The sequence below is a fragment of the Streptomyces sp. IBSNAI002 genome (genome assembly GCF_052244475.1).
Taxonomy (GTDB): domain Bacteria; phylum Actinomycetota; class Actinomycetes; order Streptomycetales; family Streptomycetaceae; genus Streptomyces.
Window position 1 is genome coordinate 15,315 of record NZ_JBQPXG010000001.1, and the last position, 15,704, is coordinate 31,018.

Below are 15,704 nucleotides of genomic sequence, written 5' to 3' on the forward strand. Positions count from 1 at the left end.
CGGTAGTTCGCTGGTTGGCGCTGTCAAGTTGAGTGGTGGGGGCCGGGGCTGGGATGATCGTCGGGTTTGTTGATCATGTGGGAGGGCTTGTCGTGGGGTCTGAGGCGGCGGTGTCGTACAAGGGCTTCCGGTTCCCGGTGGAGATCATCTCCCAGGCGGTGTGGCTGTACCACCGCTTCCCGTTGTCCTACCGCGAGGTGGAGGAGCTGCTGCTGGCGCGGGGGATCATCGTCTCCCATGAGACGATCCGCGCCTGGTGCGAGAAGTTCGGCCCCCAGTACGCCCTTCTGCTGCGCCGGCGCAGGCCGCGGGCTGGCGACAAGCGGCACCTGGACGAGGTCTTCATCAAGATCGGTGGGGTGCGGCACTACCTGTGGCGCGCCGTTGACCAGCACGGGAACGTCCTCGACATCCTGGTCCAGTCCAGGCGGAACGCCAAGGCGGCCAAGCGGTTCATGGCCAAGCTGATGAAGAAGCAGTGCCGGGTACCCAGGGTGCTGGTCACCGACAAGCTGAAAAGCTACGGCACCGCCCACCGCGCCCTGATGCCCTCGGTGGAACACCGCTCGCACAAGGGACTGAACAACCGGGCCGAGAACTCCCACCAGCCCACCCGGCAACGGGAACGGGCCATGAAGTACTTCCGCTCACCCCGCGCCGCCCAGAAATTCCTCGCTGCCTTCAGCCAGATATCACCCCATTTCCGCCCCGGCCGCCACCTGCTCACCGCCACCCGGTACCGCACCGAAATGATCATCCGATTCGCCATCTGGGACCACATCACAGGCACCCCTGGCCTGTCCGCCACAGCCTGAACCAAGTATCACCACAGCGCCCCACCACCCCCTCAACCAGCCACCCCACCAACAACTTGACGACGCCGGCTGAATGCCTAACTGTCTGCCCCATAAGGATTGGCAAGAAAAAAGGGGCGGTGGCAGAGTTTCGCGTGAATCTATACCTGACAGAGGCAGCTTTTCTCGTTTCAGCTCGAAAGGATGCGAATTATGCCGTGGGAGATCCGGAGTCCCGTGAAGCGGAATGAGCTTCGTAGGCACATGGAACTATTTGCCAACGAAATGGGCAGAGGAGGAATTTCCTGGAGGGGGTTTGAATTTACTCAATTTTGGCATGAGTTCTATTCAGTGCAGACTTGGAATAATGATCTATTTCAGCCCATTGTTCAGAACAAGGCAAAGCTGAAAGAATTTATTCTATTTCCAAACTTTGGGAGAAGTTGGCCCGGCAGTGACAAGCTTATCCTATCCCATCTGAATGCAATCTATCGAATTCTTGATAGCGCTGCAGAAGTTCCGATTGCCGACGACTCAAGCGGCCGTGCTGCGGATGGTTTAACGCCCGATTGTCAAATATGTCTCGAACCGTGTTTTGCCGACGCTAGGACAGTTGCAGGATGCTCCGCACGGGATGCTCAAGATTGTGGACTCTTGTATCATGAAGATTGCCTTCGAAAGGTGCAGATCCTCGTAGGAAGCACATGCCTGGGGTGTTATAGCTTCCAAGTAACGAAGCTCGCATCAGCAAATGACCGCCCACGCGTACCCACATTGCTGGCAGATATTACTGCCCCGAGGTTTCAGCGTGACGCGGAAGCACAAACTGGCGCGCTTTGCTATGCGGCCGCAGCCGCTGCGGCCATCCGTTGGGGCGGCGGGAAAACAGTGAGCATGATGCAGTGCATGCACGCCTTCCTTTTTTCAGGAATGGCGGAGACGAGCGGAAATGACGCCGTCGCCGACTATCGAGCAGAGTTCATGTCCAAATATTTTGCAGAGACAGGGAGGCAGTATGAATACGAAGAGTCCCCCTTCGAGAGTCCGCTTGAAAAGATGGATGGCGACATCGTCCGGCTGGCCACCCTTAAGCTGGGGTTCCCTGTTTTTCCAGCGGACATCCCGGTTCTACATAAGGATATAGGACCGAATCAATTGCGCACGACGCTGCTCAATGGAGGGGCCATTATGGCCCCAGTAAATGGAGGAGTGCATTGGCAGGTGATCTACGGCTGTAAAGTCACTCCACCGGGCGAGGTCAAGTACGTTAATGTATTTGATCCAGCAGCTGCCCAATATTTGACCGTTCCATGGGAAAGGAAGGACTATGATGGAGAATTCTTTTGTGTCGGTTCGGACGTGTCGGCTGATGGTTGATGGCGTTGTACTACAACTAGAGATCTTGAAGCGTCGCCCACGGGCGGGCAAAAGGTCGCCGCATCTGCGGTAGCGTTGAGGATGAAACGGCACCCCCGGTGACTAAGGGGAATCAGCCGACGCTGCACAAGGCACTTGAGCCCATACCCTGTCACGAGGGCGTTGTCACCTTGTTGGCGGTGTGATCGTTTGATGGCAGGTCAGGGTGTGTCGATGCCTTCTGCGGACCGTGGCTTAGGCCGTGGCGGGCATGTGGGTGCTGCCGGTGATGTGGTTCCAGATCGTGAATCGGATGATCATTTCGAGGCGGTGGCGGCCAGCGGTCATGAGATGCCGGTGCGGCCGGAAGTGGGGTGAGATTCCAGTGAACGCGGCCAGGAACCTCTGCGCTCCGCCTGGGCTGCGGAATCCTTTCATCGTGCGTTCCCGCTGCCTCGTCGGCTGGGGGGAGTTCTCCGCCCGGTTGTTGATCCCCCTGTGCGCACGGTGCTCGACCGAGCGCATCACCTCACGGTGGGCAGCCCCGTAGGAGGCGAGCTTGTCGGTGACGACCACGCGGGGCACCTGCCCGGTCATGGTGAGGAGCCGACGGAAGAAACGCCTGGCCGCCGGCTTGTCACGCCGGTTCTGGACCAGGATGTGCAGGACGTTGCCGTCGGCGTCCACAGCCCGCCACAAGTACTTCTGCATTCCGCGGATCTTGATGAAGACCTCGTCGAGGCGCCATTTGTCGCCTGGCCTCGGGCGCCGCCGGCGCAGGGCGTTGGCGTAGGCCTGGCCGAACTTCAGACACCAACGCCGGATGCTCTCGTTGCCACGCCCCGCTCGAGCATCATCTCCTCGACCTCACGGAAGGAGAGCGGGAAGCGGAAGTACAGCCACACGCAATGCGCGATGATCTCCGGCGGGTAGCGGTGATTCGCGTACGACGGCGCACTCGGCGACACGGCAGGCTTCCTCCCCTGACGGACAACCCGAAGATCATCCCACCCCGCCACCGATAACGTGACGGCACCGGCAAGACCAAGCGGGAGATCATCCGATGCCTGAAGCGCTACGTCGCACGAGAGGTGTACAAACGGCACTGTCACCTTGTTCAGCGGTCTGAGATGATCTTGGGGTTGTGGGTGCCTGGGGAGGGGTGGGGTTCGTGTCGTCTGCGTCGCCGTCGTACAAGAACCACCGCTACCCCGTAGAGATCATTTCTCACTGTGTGTGGTTGTATTTCCGCTTCCCGCTCTCCTTCCGTGAGGTGGAGGAGATGATGCTCGAGCGGGGCGTCGTCGTCTCCCACGAGAGCATCCGACGGTGGTGTCTGAAGTTCGGTCAGGCGTACGCGAACAGCCTGCGCCGGCGGCGCCCGCGGCCGGGCGATAAGTGGCATCTTGACGAGGTCTTCGTCAAGATTGGCGGGGTGCGGAAGTACTTGTGGCGGGCCGTCGACCAGGACGGTAACGTCCTCGACATCCTGGTTCAGAACCGTCGCGACAAGCCGGCGGCCAGCAGGTTCTTTCGCCGGCTCCTCACCACCACCGGCCAGGTGCCCCGGGTGATCATCACCGACAAGCTCCGGTCCTACGGAGCCGCGCAACGTGAAGTGATGCCCTCGGTCGAGCACCGTTCCCACAAGGGTTTGAACAACCGGGCGGAGAACTCCCACCAGCCCACCAGGCAGCGGGAACGCGCGATGAAAGGGTTCCGCAGTGTCGGCGGGGCGCAACGCTTCCTGTCGGCGTTCACCGGGATCTCACCCCACTTCCGGCCCCACCGGCACCTGATGACGGCCGGCCGGTACCGCTTCGAAATGAGAGTCCGCTTCACCATCTGGAACCAGATCACCGGCGCCGCCCGCGTCCTTGCCACGGCCTGAGCAACGAGTCGGCAACACCCCACCAGGCCCTGACGCGCCACCAAACGATCATGCTGCCAACAATGTGACACCGCCCCGCACCCCGCCAATCTTGACGAAGACCTCGTCAAGATGCCACTTATCGCCCGGCCGCGGGCGCCGCCGGCGCAGGCTGTTCGCGTACGTCTGGCCGAACTTCAGACACCACCGTCGGATGCTCTCGTGGGAGACGACGACGCCCCGCTCGAGCATCATCTCCTCCACCTCACGGAAGGAGAGCGGGAAGCGGAAATACAACCACACACAGTGAGAAATGATCTCTACGGGGTAGCGGTGGTTCTTGTACGACGGCGACGCAGACGACACGAACCCCACCCCTCCCCAGGCACCCACAACCCCAAGATCATCTCAGACCGCTGAACAAGGTGACAGTGCCCCTTCGCGATCTTGTCCCAGTCCTGGCGGGCCGCATAGCGGAAGGAATTTCGAAGCAGGTGGACCACGCAGGTCTGCACGGTTGCGCGGGGCCAGACCGTCTCGACCGCGTCAGGCAGGCCCTTCAGACCGTCACAGACGAGCATGAGGACGTCGTTCACGCCGCGGTTCTTGATCTCGGTGAGGATGTGCATCCAGTGCTTGGCGCCCTCGCCACCATCGCCGGCCCACAGCCCGAGGATGTCCCGCCGGCCCTCCGTGGTGACGGCCCAGGGCCACATAGATCGGCCTGTTCGCCACGGCGCCGTCGCGGATCTTCACGTGAATCGCGTCGATGAAGACCACCGGATAGACCGGGTCGAGCGGCCGGTTCTGCCATTCGGCCATGCCGTCGAGAACCTTGTCGGTGATCGTGGAGATCGTCTGCCGGGAGACCTCGGCTCCATAAACCTCCGCCAGGTGGGCCTGGACCTCCCCGGTCGTCAGGCCCTTCGCGGACAGCGAGATGACCATCTCGTCCACGCCGGTCAGACGCTTCTGCCGCTTCTTGACGATCTTCGGCTCGAACGAGCCGTCACGGTCGCGGGGCACGGATATCTCCACGGGACCGACGTCCGTCAGGACGGTCTTTGCCCGCGTTCCGTTGCGGGAGTTACCGCCGTTCTTGCCAGCTGGGTCGTGCTTGTCATAGCCGAGGTGGTCGGTGATCTCGCCCTCCAGGGCGGACTCCAGCAGCCGCTTCGTCAGCTGCTGGAGCAGGCCGCCCTCGCCGGTCAGCTGCAAGCCCTCGGCCTGGGCACGGGAGACCAGCTCGTCGATCAGCCGGTCGTCCACCGTCTTCGACGGCGTCGGCCCAGCCGGCTCGACGTCCTCGGTCACGTTCTCACTCGTCATCGGTGCATCCTCCATGATCGGGAGTTACACCGAACGATTTACAGTCCCTACCCCACCAGGCCCTGACGCACCATCAAACGATCATGCCGCCAACAATGTGACAACGCCCGTGAGACTCCTCCCAGGCTTGCCAGACCCCCGAGCATCGGGGCGGCCATCAATGGTGAGTGAGCGTGGCGCCTTCATTGTTGACGGTGACGTTGGGGCTGTGGACGTTGACAGTACCTCCGTAGGCATTGATGACGCTCTGACCGTAGGCGTCGACGTGTACGTCGGCGTTCGCTGAGATGGTGACCTGTGCGTGGTCGCTGACGATGATGTGGGCGTCACCGCTCGCGGCTGTGATGGTGGTCTGGCCGGAGGCGTTGACAGTTCCCCCGGTCACCTGGGTGATGGAGGTCTGGCCGGAGGCGTTGACAGTTCCCCCGGTCATGTGGGTGATGCCCACATGGTCGGAGGTGTTAACGATTCCCCCGGTCACGTGGGTGATGCTGGCTTGGTCGGAGGCGTTAACGGTTCCCCCGGTCACGTGAGTGATGGTCGTGTTACGCAGGATGTCGGCTATTCCGGCGGACATCGTCGTGATCGTTGCCTGGCCCACGGCCCTCAGGGCTCCGCCGGCCATGCTGCCGATTGTCGCTTGGCCGCCTGCATTGATCTGTCCGCCAGTGACGTCGGTGATAGTGGCCTGCTCGCCGATCGACACTTCTCCACCATTGACGGTGGTGATCTCCACCTGTTTGCTGGCGTAGACGTCTCCGCCCTCCACGGTGGTGATCGTCGTGCGGCCGCCAGCGGTGACTTCTCCGTCAACGACCCTGGTGATGTGGGCGTCGCGGTGGGCTTCGACCCATCCACCCGTCACTGCGCTCAGGCGTCCTGGACCGTACAGGTGCGGGCGCCTCGACCAGATGGTCAGGTCACTGCCCTCTCCGGGTGTGAACGTCAGCCGTCGTCCCCTCGTACCGAGAGACTCGTCAAGCTCAGACTGCGTATAGATCGTGCGGACGAAATCGTCATCGAGCGAACTGCGGCTGGTGGGCTTCACCTCGCCCGGGGGACGCATCAGCTCAACGACCTCGCGCAGACTCTGATTGACCTGGGCCAGGCGAGCCAAGTCCTCCGCTGGCAGATACTTCAGAACCTCGTGCCACATCTCCACAGGGATACCGGTGTCAGCGAGGACGCTGAGAACGGTGCCTTCGTGCCATGCCTGGAGGCGTTTGTAGAATGCCCGTAGAAGCTCGGGGCTGGCATTCCGGAGCCGGGGGGCCATGATCGCCCACACCGCCGAGGCAGCCCCGCTCAGTCCTTTTTGTACAGGTTCCATAATCAGTTTCTCCCTGAGGTCCATTCATCCGGTATGACACACCGGCATGACATGCCAACCGTCACGGAAACCTCATAGCAACCACAATCGCTACAAGGGCAGCATCCAAGGCACGAGCCATGCTCAAGACTGCCGCCGGGCGGTGCCCGGACGCCCGAGCTCGGTGACGGCCGTGCGGATGACCAAGGCCGCGATGACGGCCAGGGGCACCAGCGGTGAGGCACTGGCACTGTCCATCAGGTGGCCCGCCCGTCGGTGCGGGAGGTGCTGCACTCGGCGGCCTCCTGCCGCTGGTAGATGTCGGGGATGCCGTCCTGGTCGGCGTCCACGTTCTCCGCTTCGTACAGGCGCCGGTAGACGGTGTTGCGCCGGCGCAGCAGGACCGCGGCGAGACCGGCGGCGATGAGGGAGGCGAGGAGGACGGCGGCCTTGACGTGCTCGCCGGTTTGGCCGTCGGGGAAGGCGAGGGCAGGCGGTGTCACATTGTTGGCAGCATGATCGTTTGGTGGCGCGTCAGGGCCTGGTGGGGTGTTGCCGACTCGTTGCTCAGGCCGTGGCAAGGACGCGGGCGGCGCCGGTGATCTGGTTCCAGATGGTGAAGCGGACTCTCATTTCGAAGCGGTACCGGCCGGCCGTCATCAGGTGCCGGTGGGGCCGGAAGTGGGGTGAGATCCCGGTGAACGCCGACAGGAAGCGTTGCGCCCCGCCGACACTGCGGAACCCTTTCATCGCGCGTTCCCGCTGCCTGGTGGGCTGGTGGGAGTTCTCCGCCCGGTTGTTCAAACCCTTGTGGGAACGGTGCTCGACCGAGGGCATCACTTCACGTTGCGCGGCTCCGTAGGACCGGAGCTTGTCGGTGATGATCACCCGGGGCACCTGGCCGGTGGTGGTGAGGAGCCGGCGAAAGAACCTGCTGGCCGCCGGCTTGTCGCGACGGTTCTGAACCAGGATGTCGAGGACGTTACCGTCCTGGTCGACGGCCCGCCACAAGTACTTCCGCACCCCGCCAATCTTGACGAAGACCTCGTCAAGATGCCACTTATCGCCCGGCCGCGGGCGCCGCCGGCGCAGGCTGTTCGCGTACGCCTGACCGAACTTCAGACACCACCGTCGGATGCTCTCGTGGGAGACGACGACGCCCCGCTCGAGCATCATCTCCTCCACCTCACGGAAGGAGAGCGGGAAGCGGAAATACAACCACACACAGTGAGAAATGATCTCTACGGGGTAGCGGTGGTTCTTGTACGACGGCGACGCAGACGACACGAACCCCACCCCTCCCCAGGCACCCACAACCCCAAGATCATCTCAGACCGCTGAACAAGGTGACAGTGCCGGGTGCGGAAGTACTTGTGGCGGGCCGTCGACCAGGACGGTAACGTCCTCGACATCCTGGTTCAGAACCGTCGCGACAAGCCGGCGGCCAGCAGGTTCTTTCGCCGGCTCCTCACCACCACCGGCCAGGTGCCCCGGGTGATCATCACCGACAAGCTCCGGTCCTACGGAGCCGCGCAACGTGAAGTGATGCCCTCGGTCGAGCACCGTTCCCACAAGGGTTTGAACAACCGGGCGGAGAACTCCCACCAGCCCACCAGGCAGCGGGAACGCGCGATGAAAGGGTTCCGCAGTGTCGGCGGGGCGCAACGCTTCCTGTCGGCGTTCACCGGGATCTCACCCCACTTCCGGCCCCACCGGCACCTGATGACGGCCGGCCGGTACCGCTTCGAAATGAGAGTCCGCTTCACCATCTGGAACCAGATCACCGGCGCCGCCCGCGTCCTTGCCACGGCCTGAGCAACGAGTCGGCAACACCCCACCAGGCCCTGACGCGCCACCAAACGATCATGCTGCCAACAATGTGACACCGCCCACACCAAAGGGGTCATCTCACAGCCGGTCCGCCACCGGCCGCGGCCCCGGTGACCACTCCGGCCAAAGCGGCAGCAACGGCTCGATCAGCAACCACAAGTTGTCGTCCACGATCCACCGGCGAGTACTCACACCCTCCCGAACGGCCGAATCGTCACACCGGTCACGGCCCACCAGGCCACTTCAGCAAGATCCTGTTACAAGCTCATAGGGGCATCAACATCCCCTATACGCTTCACCTGGGAAGCGCCTTTGACGGTGACAGGAACAAGGACCTCGACAATCCTCATTCTTGCTGGTCAGAGGAACTTTTCGCTTGCCTGACCATCCGTCGGATAGCCCGCTTCATGAAAGCGCGAGGTTAACTTTACGGACCCCACGGCGAACCGGATCAACGTCAAGCTTAAATGGGCGGGAGGTTGTATGTTTTTGCCTTTAGGGACCGGACGGCGTTTACGGCGGCCATGTATCTGACGTAGTTAGGGTCTCCATCGTCGATACTCTTGGCGAGTTCAAGGAACTGATGGGCCAATGTGACCCCAGCCTTCGTCGCCCTGCGGATGTACTTCACATTGGGCCGATCTTGTTTAAGCTCAATCATAATTGAGCGAATGCAGTTCTTGAATTCTGCATGCACGAAACGCATTTCCGCGTTCGGGAATTCTGGATCTCCCGGACCGAGGAGCTTAGAGAATTCAGGCGCAAGCACTTCGCGCACTATCCGCCTGTACGAATTTTGGGCCAGTTTCTTCGCGTCCGCCTCTTTCGTCCGAGACCGTATCGAAGATTCTCCGGTCGAGGAGGTCCCGCACCTCGATTCCGCTCTTCTCGCGTGCCCGAAATTAGAATGCCCATTCCCGGGAGTGACCGTGCGCGGAACGCGCGAGTTCCATCGCATCAGGAACGCCAGGAAGAATTCATGGACCATTTCGCGAGTGAGTGCCGACTGATATTCTTGCAGCCGATGGAATTCTGAATACTCCTGAAATGTCAGGCGCCCGTGACCACCATCGGATTGCAGGGCGAATGCGCCCTCGAGCAGCGCGTCATCAATCTGCGCAACGAAAGTTAGTCCCCGGCCCGCGATGCCTGAAGCTATCGTAACGGCCAGGTCTCTCGCTTCCGGATCATCCGAGCCTTCGAGCAATTCCAGAGCAAGGCGTGCAAAGTTTTTTTCCATCATGACTCTCTCGGAAGTTTGATACATCACAACTGATCTTGAACCGAAACGGTTGGTCGCCTTATGGGAGCTTGCTATCCTGCGGCGATTCCTCCGAACGCGGGTGCCGAACCATTCTGATTTTAGTATCTCTTTAGTATCAAAGATGTGTGGACTCTAGCGGCCGCGTTCGGGCATCCTTTAGGGCACTGTTATTGAGCGGTCTGTAAGGTGCTGATGCCCCTATGAGCTCGTAACAGGATCATGAGCGGGTCTTCTTGAGTCGGCGCCGGCAGATGAGGCTGCAGGCAAGGGAGATGAAGGCATCGTGGAGTTCTGTGCGGCGTTCCCATCGGACGGCGAGCCGTTTGAACTGGTGGAGCAGGGCGAAGGGCGCTGTCACCTTGTTCAGCGGTCTGGGATGATCTTGGGGTTGTCCGTGTCCGGGGAGGGGTCCGCTCGTGTCGTCGAGCACGCCGTCGTACAAGAACCACCGTTACCCGGTCGAGGTCATCTCGCACTGTGTGTGGCTGTCCTTCCGCTTCCCGCTCTCCTTCCGTGAGGTCGAGGAGATGATGCTCGAGCGGGGTGTGGTCGTCTCCTACGAGACCATCCGCCGGTGGTGTCTGAAGTTCGGCCAGGCCTACGCCAACGCGCTGCGCCGCAGGCGCCCGCAGCCAGGCGACAAATGGCACCTCGACGAGGTCTTCGTCAAGATCGGCGGGGTGCAAAAGTACTTGTGGCGGGCTGTGGACGCCGACGGCAACGTCCTCGACATCCTCGTCCAGAATCGCCGTGACAAGGCTGCGGCCAGGCGTTTCTTCCGCCGGCTCCTGACCGCGACCGGGCAGGTGCCCAGGGTGGTCGTCACGGACAAGCTCCGGTCCTACGGGGCTGCGTGCCGTGAGGTGATGCCTTCGGTGGAACACCGTTCCCACAAGGGACTGAAAAAACCGGGCGGAGAACTCGCACCAGCCCACGAGGCAGCGGGAACGGGCGATGAAAGGGTTCCGCAGCGTCGGCGGGGCGCAGCGGTTCCTGTCGGCGTTCACCGGGATCTCACCCCACTTCCGGCCCTACCGGCACCTCATGACCGCTGGCCGGTACCGCTTGGAAATGAGGGTCCGCTTCACCATCTGGAACCGCATCACCGGCGCCACCGATATGCCCGCTGCGGCCTGAACCACAGCCGCCGCCAGCCCCCCGGTGCATCCTGACGCACCCTCAGGCGATCACGCCCTCGATAACGTGACAACACCCTCCGAGATTCGGATCCGCGTACGCATCCGCGAGCTGTCCCACCGCCACCCCTCACCAGCACTCTGCGCTGATCAAACTTCGGTGGCACGAACTTACTAATGATCAATCTTCGATGGCAAAGATCAAACTTCGATGACACAGGACACCGCAGGCTGGCTACGCGCCGGGACGGGAGGCTGACCTCGCGCAGAAATTCGAACACATGATGGAATAGGAGAGTCCGCTCACCCCAGGGAGCACGCCATGACCACCCCCACGGCACCCGCCAGACCCCAGCCCGCGGTCTGGGCACCCAGCCAGACAGGCCCGTGTGCCATCTGCCACGCTCCGACCTGCAAGTACGGGGTGGGAGCATCCCCTACCTGCGCGGCGTGCAAGCCCGCGCGGCAGGCGCAGTACAGGGGCTGAGCGGTGTCCCTGCTGCCCCCCGACCTGCCGCGCCTGCGCGTGCTGGTCACCTACCTCCGCGGGGAGCTGGGGCGCGCCGAGCGGGCACTGACCGCTGCCGAAGAAGCCGAGGCGCTCGCGGCCCGGCGTCGGCCCCCGCTGGAGCCGCCCGCATGGCTGGTAGAGCGCGGAATCGGTGTGGGCCGGCCCGCCGCCCGCGTCCACGTCGGGGGTTGCTGGGACAGCACCAAGCGCTGCACGCCAGCCAGCGCCGAGCAGGTACGCGCCCTACTCGCCGACGGCGTCCCAGCCTGCCCCCACTGCCGCCCGGATACCGCCCTTGGAGTACTCGAATGAACTGCCCATCACACCCCGAGCAAGCGGACAACGCGCGGATAACCATCCACCCGCCCGACGCGCAGGGCGGACGCCACGTCCGTGCCCACGGGACCAGCCTCGGCCGCGCCTACGGCCCCGCCGACGTCCACGAATTCCTACGCCGGGCCGGCCTCGACCCAGACGTCGTCCGCCTGGACGATCCGCTGCTCATCGAGTGGCGCGGCGGCGGGCCGGCCGTATGGTCCCAGGAGCCCGGAGGAACCTGAGTTTGCAGGTCAGCAAGCTATCTGGGGTTGTGGGGCAGGAGGTGCCGTTTCGGAATGGTGTTTCCGGCAGCGGTGGAGGCGGGCGGCCCGGGGAAGTCCAGGAGCGGTGCGTTCTGCGTCGGGATCCCTCCGTTCTGACCAGGGGAAAGGGGCCCCTCAGCTTCGACCTCTCTCAGGGTCCAGATGAGAGCGTTTACTGATCGGGCTACTGGTCATCCCCTGCCCGAAGGGCCAATCGGTTGATGAGGCCCCGGAGCCCCATCGGGCACCTTCGAAGTAGGAACAGTCCGGTTCCTCCACTTCGAAGGGTGAAGATCATGATCGAGATTGCTGGCGGAGTCTACGGTTTCGCTTCCGACGAGATCGCTGTCGTTGCTGACTGGCAGGTTGCCCTGTCCGAGGGCGACAGCGAGTAAATAGACTGCTGTGACGAGGGGCGGCTCTTTTGAGCCGCCCCTCATGCATGTCCCGGCCTGCTGCTTGGCGCCTGGGCTTGCGGCCCGGTCGGCCCGCCTCGGCGGGGTCAGTCGGGCTGGAGGGGGGTGAGGCCGGTGTGGGTGGCGCAGAAGGCGAGGGTGTCGGCTTGGAGGTTGATGAGGCGGGAGACGGCGCGGGGGCCGTGGCCGATGTCGTGTTCGGTGCGCAGGAGGACGGGGTGGTGGGGGGTGGTGGCGTGTTGGAGTGCTGCGGTGAGTTTGCGGGTGTGTGCGGCTCCGACGCGGGTGTCGTGGCGGGGGCTGGTGAGGAGGACGGCCGGGTAGCAGGTTCCCGGGTGGGTGTTGTGGTAGGGGGAGTAGGCGAGGAGTGTGGGGAGGTGGGCGGGGTTGTCGGGGTCGCCGAATTCGTCGGTCCACCAGGTTCCCAGGCCGAGGTGGGGGTAGCGGGTCATGTCGGTGAGGGCGTCGGAGCATACGGCTGCGGCGTATTGGTAGGGGTTGCGGGTGATGGCGGCGGCGACCATGAGGCCGCTGTGGGAGGCGCCTTTGATGGCGAGTTGGCGGGGGGTGGTGTGGCCTTCCGTGCACAGCCAGCGTGCTGCCGCGGCGAAGTCGGCGAACGCGTTTGGTTTGTTCATGGCGCGGCCGGCTGCATGCCAGGCGGGGCCTCTCTCGCCTCCGCCCCTGACCTGTGCGATGGCGTAGATCCCGCCGGCTTGTACCCAGGCTGTCAGTGACGGGCTGTAGCTGGGGGCGGCGGAGGCGCCGAACCCGCCGTAGGCGGTCAGGATGGCAGGCCGGGGCCCCTGGCTGTTGCCGGCCATGATCAGGTACATGGGTACCTCGGTGCCGTCCGCCGAGCGGTAGAGGACCTGCCGCACTATGGGATGCGCCCTGTCTGCCGTCTCGCTGTCATCAGCCGTGATTGGTTGCGTACGGCCTGTAGTGCTGTCGAAGGCGCTCAGCTGACGGTCCGCGAGGGCACTGTCACGTTGTCGAGGGCGTGATTGTTTGATGGTGCGTCAGGGCGTGGTGAGGTGCGAGCGGTCTGCTGTTCAGGCTGTGGCGGGCATGCCGGTGGTGCCGGTGATGTGGTTCCAGATGGTGAAGCGGACCCTCATTTCGAAGCGGTACCGGCCGGCGGTCATCAGGTGGCGGCGGGGCCGGAAGTGGGGTGAGATCCCGGTGAACGCGGACAGGAACCGCTGCGCCCCGCCGACGCTGCGGAAGCTCTTCATCGCGCGTTCGCGCTGCCTTGTCGGCTGGTGGGAGTTCTCCGCGCGGTTGTTCAATCCCTTGTGGGAGCGGTGCTCCACCGAGGGCATCTCCTCACGGTGCGCGGCCCCGTAGGATCGGAGCTTGTCCGTGATGATCACCCTGGGCACCTGCCTGGTCGTCTTCATCAGCCGGCGGAAGAAACGCCTGGCCGCAGCCTTGTCACGACGGCTCTGTACCAGGATGTCGAGGACGTTGCCGTCGGCGTCGACAGCCCGCCACAAGTACTTCCGCATCCCGCTGATCTTGATGAAGACCTCGTCGAGGTGCCATTTGTCACCCGGCCTCGGCCGTCGCCGGCGCAGAGCGTTCGCATACGCCTGCCCGAACTTTAGGCACCACCGCCGGACCGTCTCGTACGAGACGACCACACCGCGCTCGAGCATCATCTCCTCCACCTCCCGGAAGGAGAGCGGGAAGCGGAAGTACAGCCACACGCAGTGCGCGATGATCTCGGCGGGGTAGCGGTGATTCGCGTACGACGGCACCACGGACGACACGAGCGGACCCCTCCCCGGATGGGCAGCCCAAAGATCATCCCACCCCGGCTGCCGACAACGTGACAGTGCCCGGGGCGACCATCGCGATCACCCGCGCGTTCGGCTACCGCGTCACACCGACCGCGCTGCTCGCCGGCGCGGCCATCAACGCCGGAACACACGCCGCGATCGACCGCGGGGCCTTATTGCTGTGGCTGGCGAAGAAGACCGGCAAGACCGGCTACATCGAGCACTGCCAGGCGGTCCGCCTCGCCGACGACGGCACGGTCACCAAGGAGATCAACGGGCCCGGCAGCGCGTGGATGGAGCTGGACGCGGCACTCCACCGCGCCATCGGGATCGGCGCCGCCGCCGTCACCACCTGGCTCACCACCCGCCCCGGCGCCCGCCGGTGACCCGCACCCTTCGCTCCCGAGAGGACAGCTGAGATGGCGAGCCCGAAGGCAACGAACCCGCCCCGGAACGAGTGCACGCAGTGCTGGTACCACGCCTACGCCAGCCGCGAAGCGCACGCCGGACTCGGCCCGCGTGAGGACTGCCCGCAGTGCGTGGACCACATGAAGAACGGCCACCCCGCCCACATGATCGTCCGCTGATGGCCGCCGCCCTGCTCACCGACCACGCGGTCCAGCGCCTGACCGGAGCTGCCCGCACCCCTCACCCGCAAGGAGTCCGCATGAACACGCCGACCTTCCCGTACCTGCCGGACAGCTGCCTGGTGGTCCTGATCGGGGCCAGCGGCGCAGGCAAGTCGACGCTTGCAGCCACCTGGCCCGCCTCCCGGGTCCTCTCACTCGATGCACTGCGCGAGACGGTCAGCGACGACGCGGGCGACCAGGACGCGACCGGCGACGCCGTCGCCGCCCTGCACCTGCTCCTGGAGGCCCGGATGCACCGGCGCCGGTTCACCGTCGTGGACGCCACGAACGTCACCCCCGCCTCCAGGGCGCCGCTGGTCGCCGCGGCCAAGCGGCACAACATGCCCGCCATCGCAGTCATGGTCTCCACCCCGGTCACCGTGTGCGTGGAGCGCCAGGGCCCGCGGCCGGCCAACCGGACCGTGCCCGACGACACCGTCCGCGCGCAGCACACGGCGATGGTCCGCTCTCACCCGAAGCTGCTGGCCGAGGGCTTCAACGAGGTCCACTTCTCCGACAGCCTGTGCCAGTTACTCCCGTTCCTCCAGCGGCTGGGCGATGCCCGGCAGGCCGACCTCGGGCTGGACGGCGGCGACGGCCTGGGCGAGATGCTGCTCGTACGCCGGGTGTTCGGCGCCGAGGTTCTCCCGCTGTGGCGGTGGAAGCCCGGCTTGACGGCCGCCGGCGGAGACCGCGTCGCGGAGATCCGCCTCGGCCAGCAGTACCTCACCCTTGCGTTCCGGCCGAACGTCGACGGGCAGGGCGACTACGGCTTCGACGTCGCGCTGCCCTGCCCCCACGACGACGAATGCAACGGCTGGGCCTGGGCGCCCGCGTACAGCGTCACCTGCCTCGCCCGCGCCCTGGCCGGCGAGCTGGACGACAGCGAGGACAT

Annotated in this window: 13 protein-coding genes and 6 pseudogenes; 10 read left to right on the forward strand and 9 right to left on the reverse strand. The window is 64.1% G+C overall.

Annotated elements, in window-relative coordinates:
* Nucleotides 1–92 precede the first annotated feature (92 nt).
* Complete coding sequence (locus tag ACTVZO_RS00090; RefSeq protein ID WP_443296312.1) at nucleotides 93–815, forward strand: IS6 family transposase; 723 nt, start codon at nucleotides 93–95, stop codon at nucleotides 813–815.
* Between the two features lie 243 nt (nucleotides 816–1,058).
* Complete coding sequence (locus ACTVZO_RS00095; protein ID WP_443296313.1) at nucleotides 1,059–2,171, forward strand: hypothetical protein; 1,113 nt, start codon at nucleotides 1,059–1,061, stop codon at nucleotides 2,169–2,171.
* Nucleotides 2,172–2,405: 234 nt separating this feature from the next.
* Here ACTVZO_RS00095 and ACTVZO_RS00100 read toward each other — a convergent pair.
* A pseudogene (locus tag ACTVZO_RS00100) lies at nucleotides 2,406–3,118 on the reverse strand (IS6 family transposase).
* A gap of 203 nt (nucleotides 3,119–3,321) precedes the next feature.
* Here ACTVZO_RS00100 and ACTVZO_RS00105 point away from each other — a divergent pair.
* Nucleotides 3,322–4,041, forward strand: a complete 720-nt coding sequence (locus ACTVZO_RS00105; protein ID WP_443296314.1) for an IS6 family transposase — start codon at nucleotides 3,322–3,324, stop codon at nucleotides 4,039–4,041.
* Between the two features lie 81 nt (nucleotides 4,042–4,122).
* Here the strand turns inward: ACTVZO_RS00105 and ACTVZO_RS00110 are convergent.
* From ACTVZO_RS00110 to ACTVZO_RS00130, 5 genes and pseudogenes are all read right to left on the reverse strand, one after another.
* Nucleotides 4,123–4,386 (reverse strand): annotated as a pseudogene (locus ACTVZO_RS00110) (IS6 family transposase); the annotation flags it as partial.
* Nucleotides 4,387–4,457: 71 nt separating this feature from the next.
* Nucleotides 4,458–5,349: pseudogene (locus ACTVZO_RS00115) on the reverse strand (IS256 family transposase); the annotation flags it as partial.
* A gap of 157 nt (nucleotides 5,350–5,506) precedes the next feature.
* The gene (locus ACTVZO_RS00120) at nucleotides 5,507–6,703 is read right to left on the reverse strand and encodes an F-box protein (protein WP_443296315.1); all 1,197 of its coding nucleotides are present in this window, start codon (nucleotides 6,701–6,703) and stop codon (nucleotides 5,507–5,509) included.
* Between the two features lie 212 nt (nucleotides 6,704–6,915).
* Nucleotides 6,916–7,146: pseudogene (locus tag ACTVZO_RS00125) on the reverse strand (LPXTG cell wall anchor domain-containing protein); the annotation flags it as partial.
* 79 nt (nucleotides 7,147–7,225) lie between these two features.
* A complete protein-coding gene (locus tag ACTVZO_RS00130) occupies nucleotides 7,226–7,945 on the reverse strand; it encodes an IS6 family transposase (RefSeq protein WP_443296314.1) in 720 nt (239 codons plus the stop codon).
* Between the two features lie 75 nt (nucleotides 7,946–8,020).
* Here ACTVZO_RS00130 and ACTVZO_RS00135 point away from each other — a divergent pair.
* A pseudogene (locus ACTVZO_RS00135) lies at nucleotides 8,021–8,473 on the forward strand (IS6 family transposase); the annotation flags it as partial.
* 478 nt (nucleotides 8,474–8,951) lie between these two features.
* Here the strand turns inward: ACTVZO_RS00135 and ACTVZO_RS00140 are convergent.
* Nucleotides 8,952–9,755 (reverse strand): hypothetical protein, encoded by an 804-nt coding sequence (locus ACTVZO_RS00140; protein WP_443296317.1) that lies wholly within the window; start codon nucleotides 9,753–9,755, stop codon nucleotides 8,952–8,954.
* A 413-nt stretch (nucleotides 9,756–10,168) separates the two neighbouring features.
* On the opposite strand from ACTVZO_RS00140, the pseudogene ACTVZO_RS00145 reads away from it, so the two are divergent.
* From ACTVZO_RS00145 to ACTVZO_RS00155, 3 genes and pseudogenes are all read left to right on the forward strand, one after another.
* Nucleotides 10,169–10,889: pseudogene (locus ACTVZO_RS00145) on the forward strand (IS6 family transposase).
* 489 nt (nucleotides 10,890–11,378) lie between these two features.
* Nucleotides 11,379–11,711, forward strand: a complete 333-nt coding sequence (locus ACTVZO_RS00150; RefSeq protein WP_443296318.1) for a DUF6233 domain-containing protein — start codon at nucleotides 11,379–11,381, stop codon at nucleotides 11,709–11,711.
* Entirely contained in the window at nucleotides 11,708–11,959 is a 252-nt protein-coding gene (locus ACTVZO_RS00155) for a hypothetical protein (protein ID WP_443296319.1), read from the forward strand. Before ACTVZO_RS00150 ends, ACTVZO_RS00155 begins: the two co-directional genes overlap by 4 nt.
* Before the next feature lie 523 nt (nucleotides 11,960–12,482).
* Here ACTVZO_RS00155 and ACTVZO_RS00160 read toward each other — a convergent pair.
* Nucleotides 12,483–13,277, reverse strand: a complete 795-nt coding sequence (locus tag ACTVZO_RS00160; RefSeq protein WP_443296320.1) for a prolyl oligopeptidase family serine peptidase — start codon at nucleotides 13,275–13,277, stop codon at nucleotides 12,483–12,485.
* Between the two features lie 174 nt (nucleotides 13,278–13,451).
* Nucleotides 13,452–14,171, reverse strand: coding sequence for an IS6 family transposase (locus ACTVZO_RS00165; RefSeq protein ID WP_443296321.1), 720 nt, complete (start codon nucleotides 14,169–14,171; stop codon nucleotides 13,452–13,454).
* Between the two features lie 65 nt (nucleotides 14,172–14,236).
* Here ACTVZO_RS00165 and ACTVZO_RS00170 point away from each other — a divergent pair, with 65 nt between their 5' ends.
* The 3 genes from ACTVZO_RS00170 to ACTVZO_RS00180 all read left to right on the forward strand — a co-directional run.
* Nucleotides 14,237–14,566, forward strand: coding sequence for a hypothetical protein (locus ACTVZO_RS00170; protein WP_443296322.1), 330 nt, complete (start codon nucleotides 14,237–14,239; stop codon nucleotides 14,564–14,566).
* Between the two features lie 33 nt (nucleotides 14,567–14,599).
* Nucleotides 14,600–14,767 carry a pRL2-8 gene (locus tag ACTVZO_RS00175; protein ID WP_443296323.1) on the forward strand — a complete coding sequence of 56 codons (168 nt, stop codon included), beginning with the start codon at nucleotides 14,600–14,602 and terminating at the stop codon, nucleotides 14,765–14,767.
* 80 nt (nucleotides 14,768–14,847) lie between these two features.
* Nucleotides 14,848–15,704 (forward strand): AAA family ATPase (locus tag ACTVZO_RS00180; protein ID WP_443296324.1); only part of this gene is annotated, 857 nt, incomplete at its 3' end.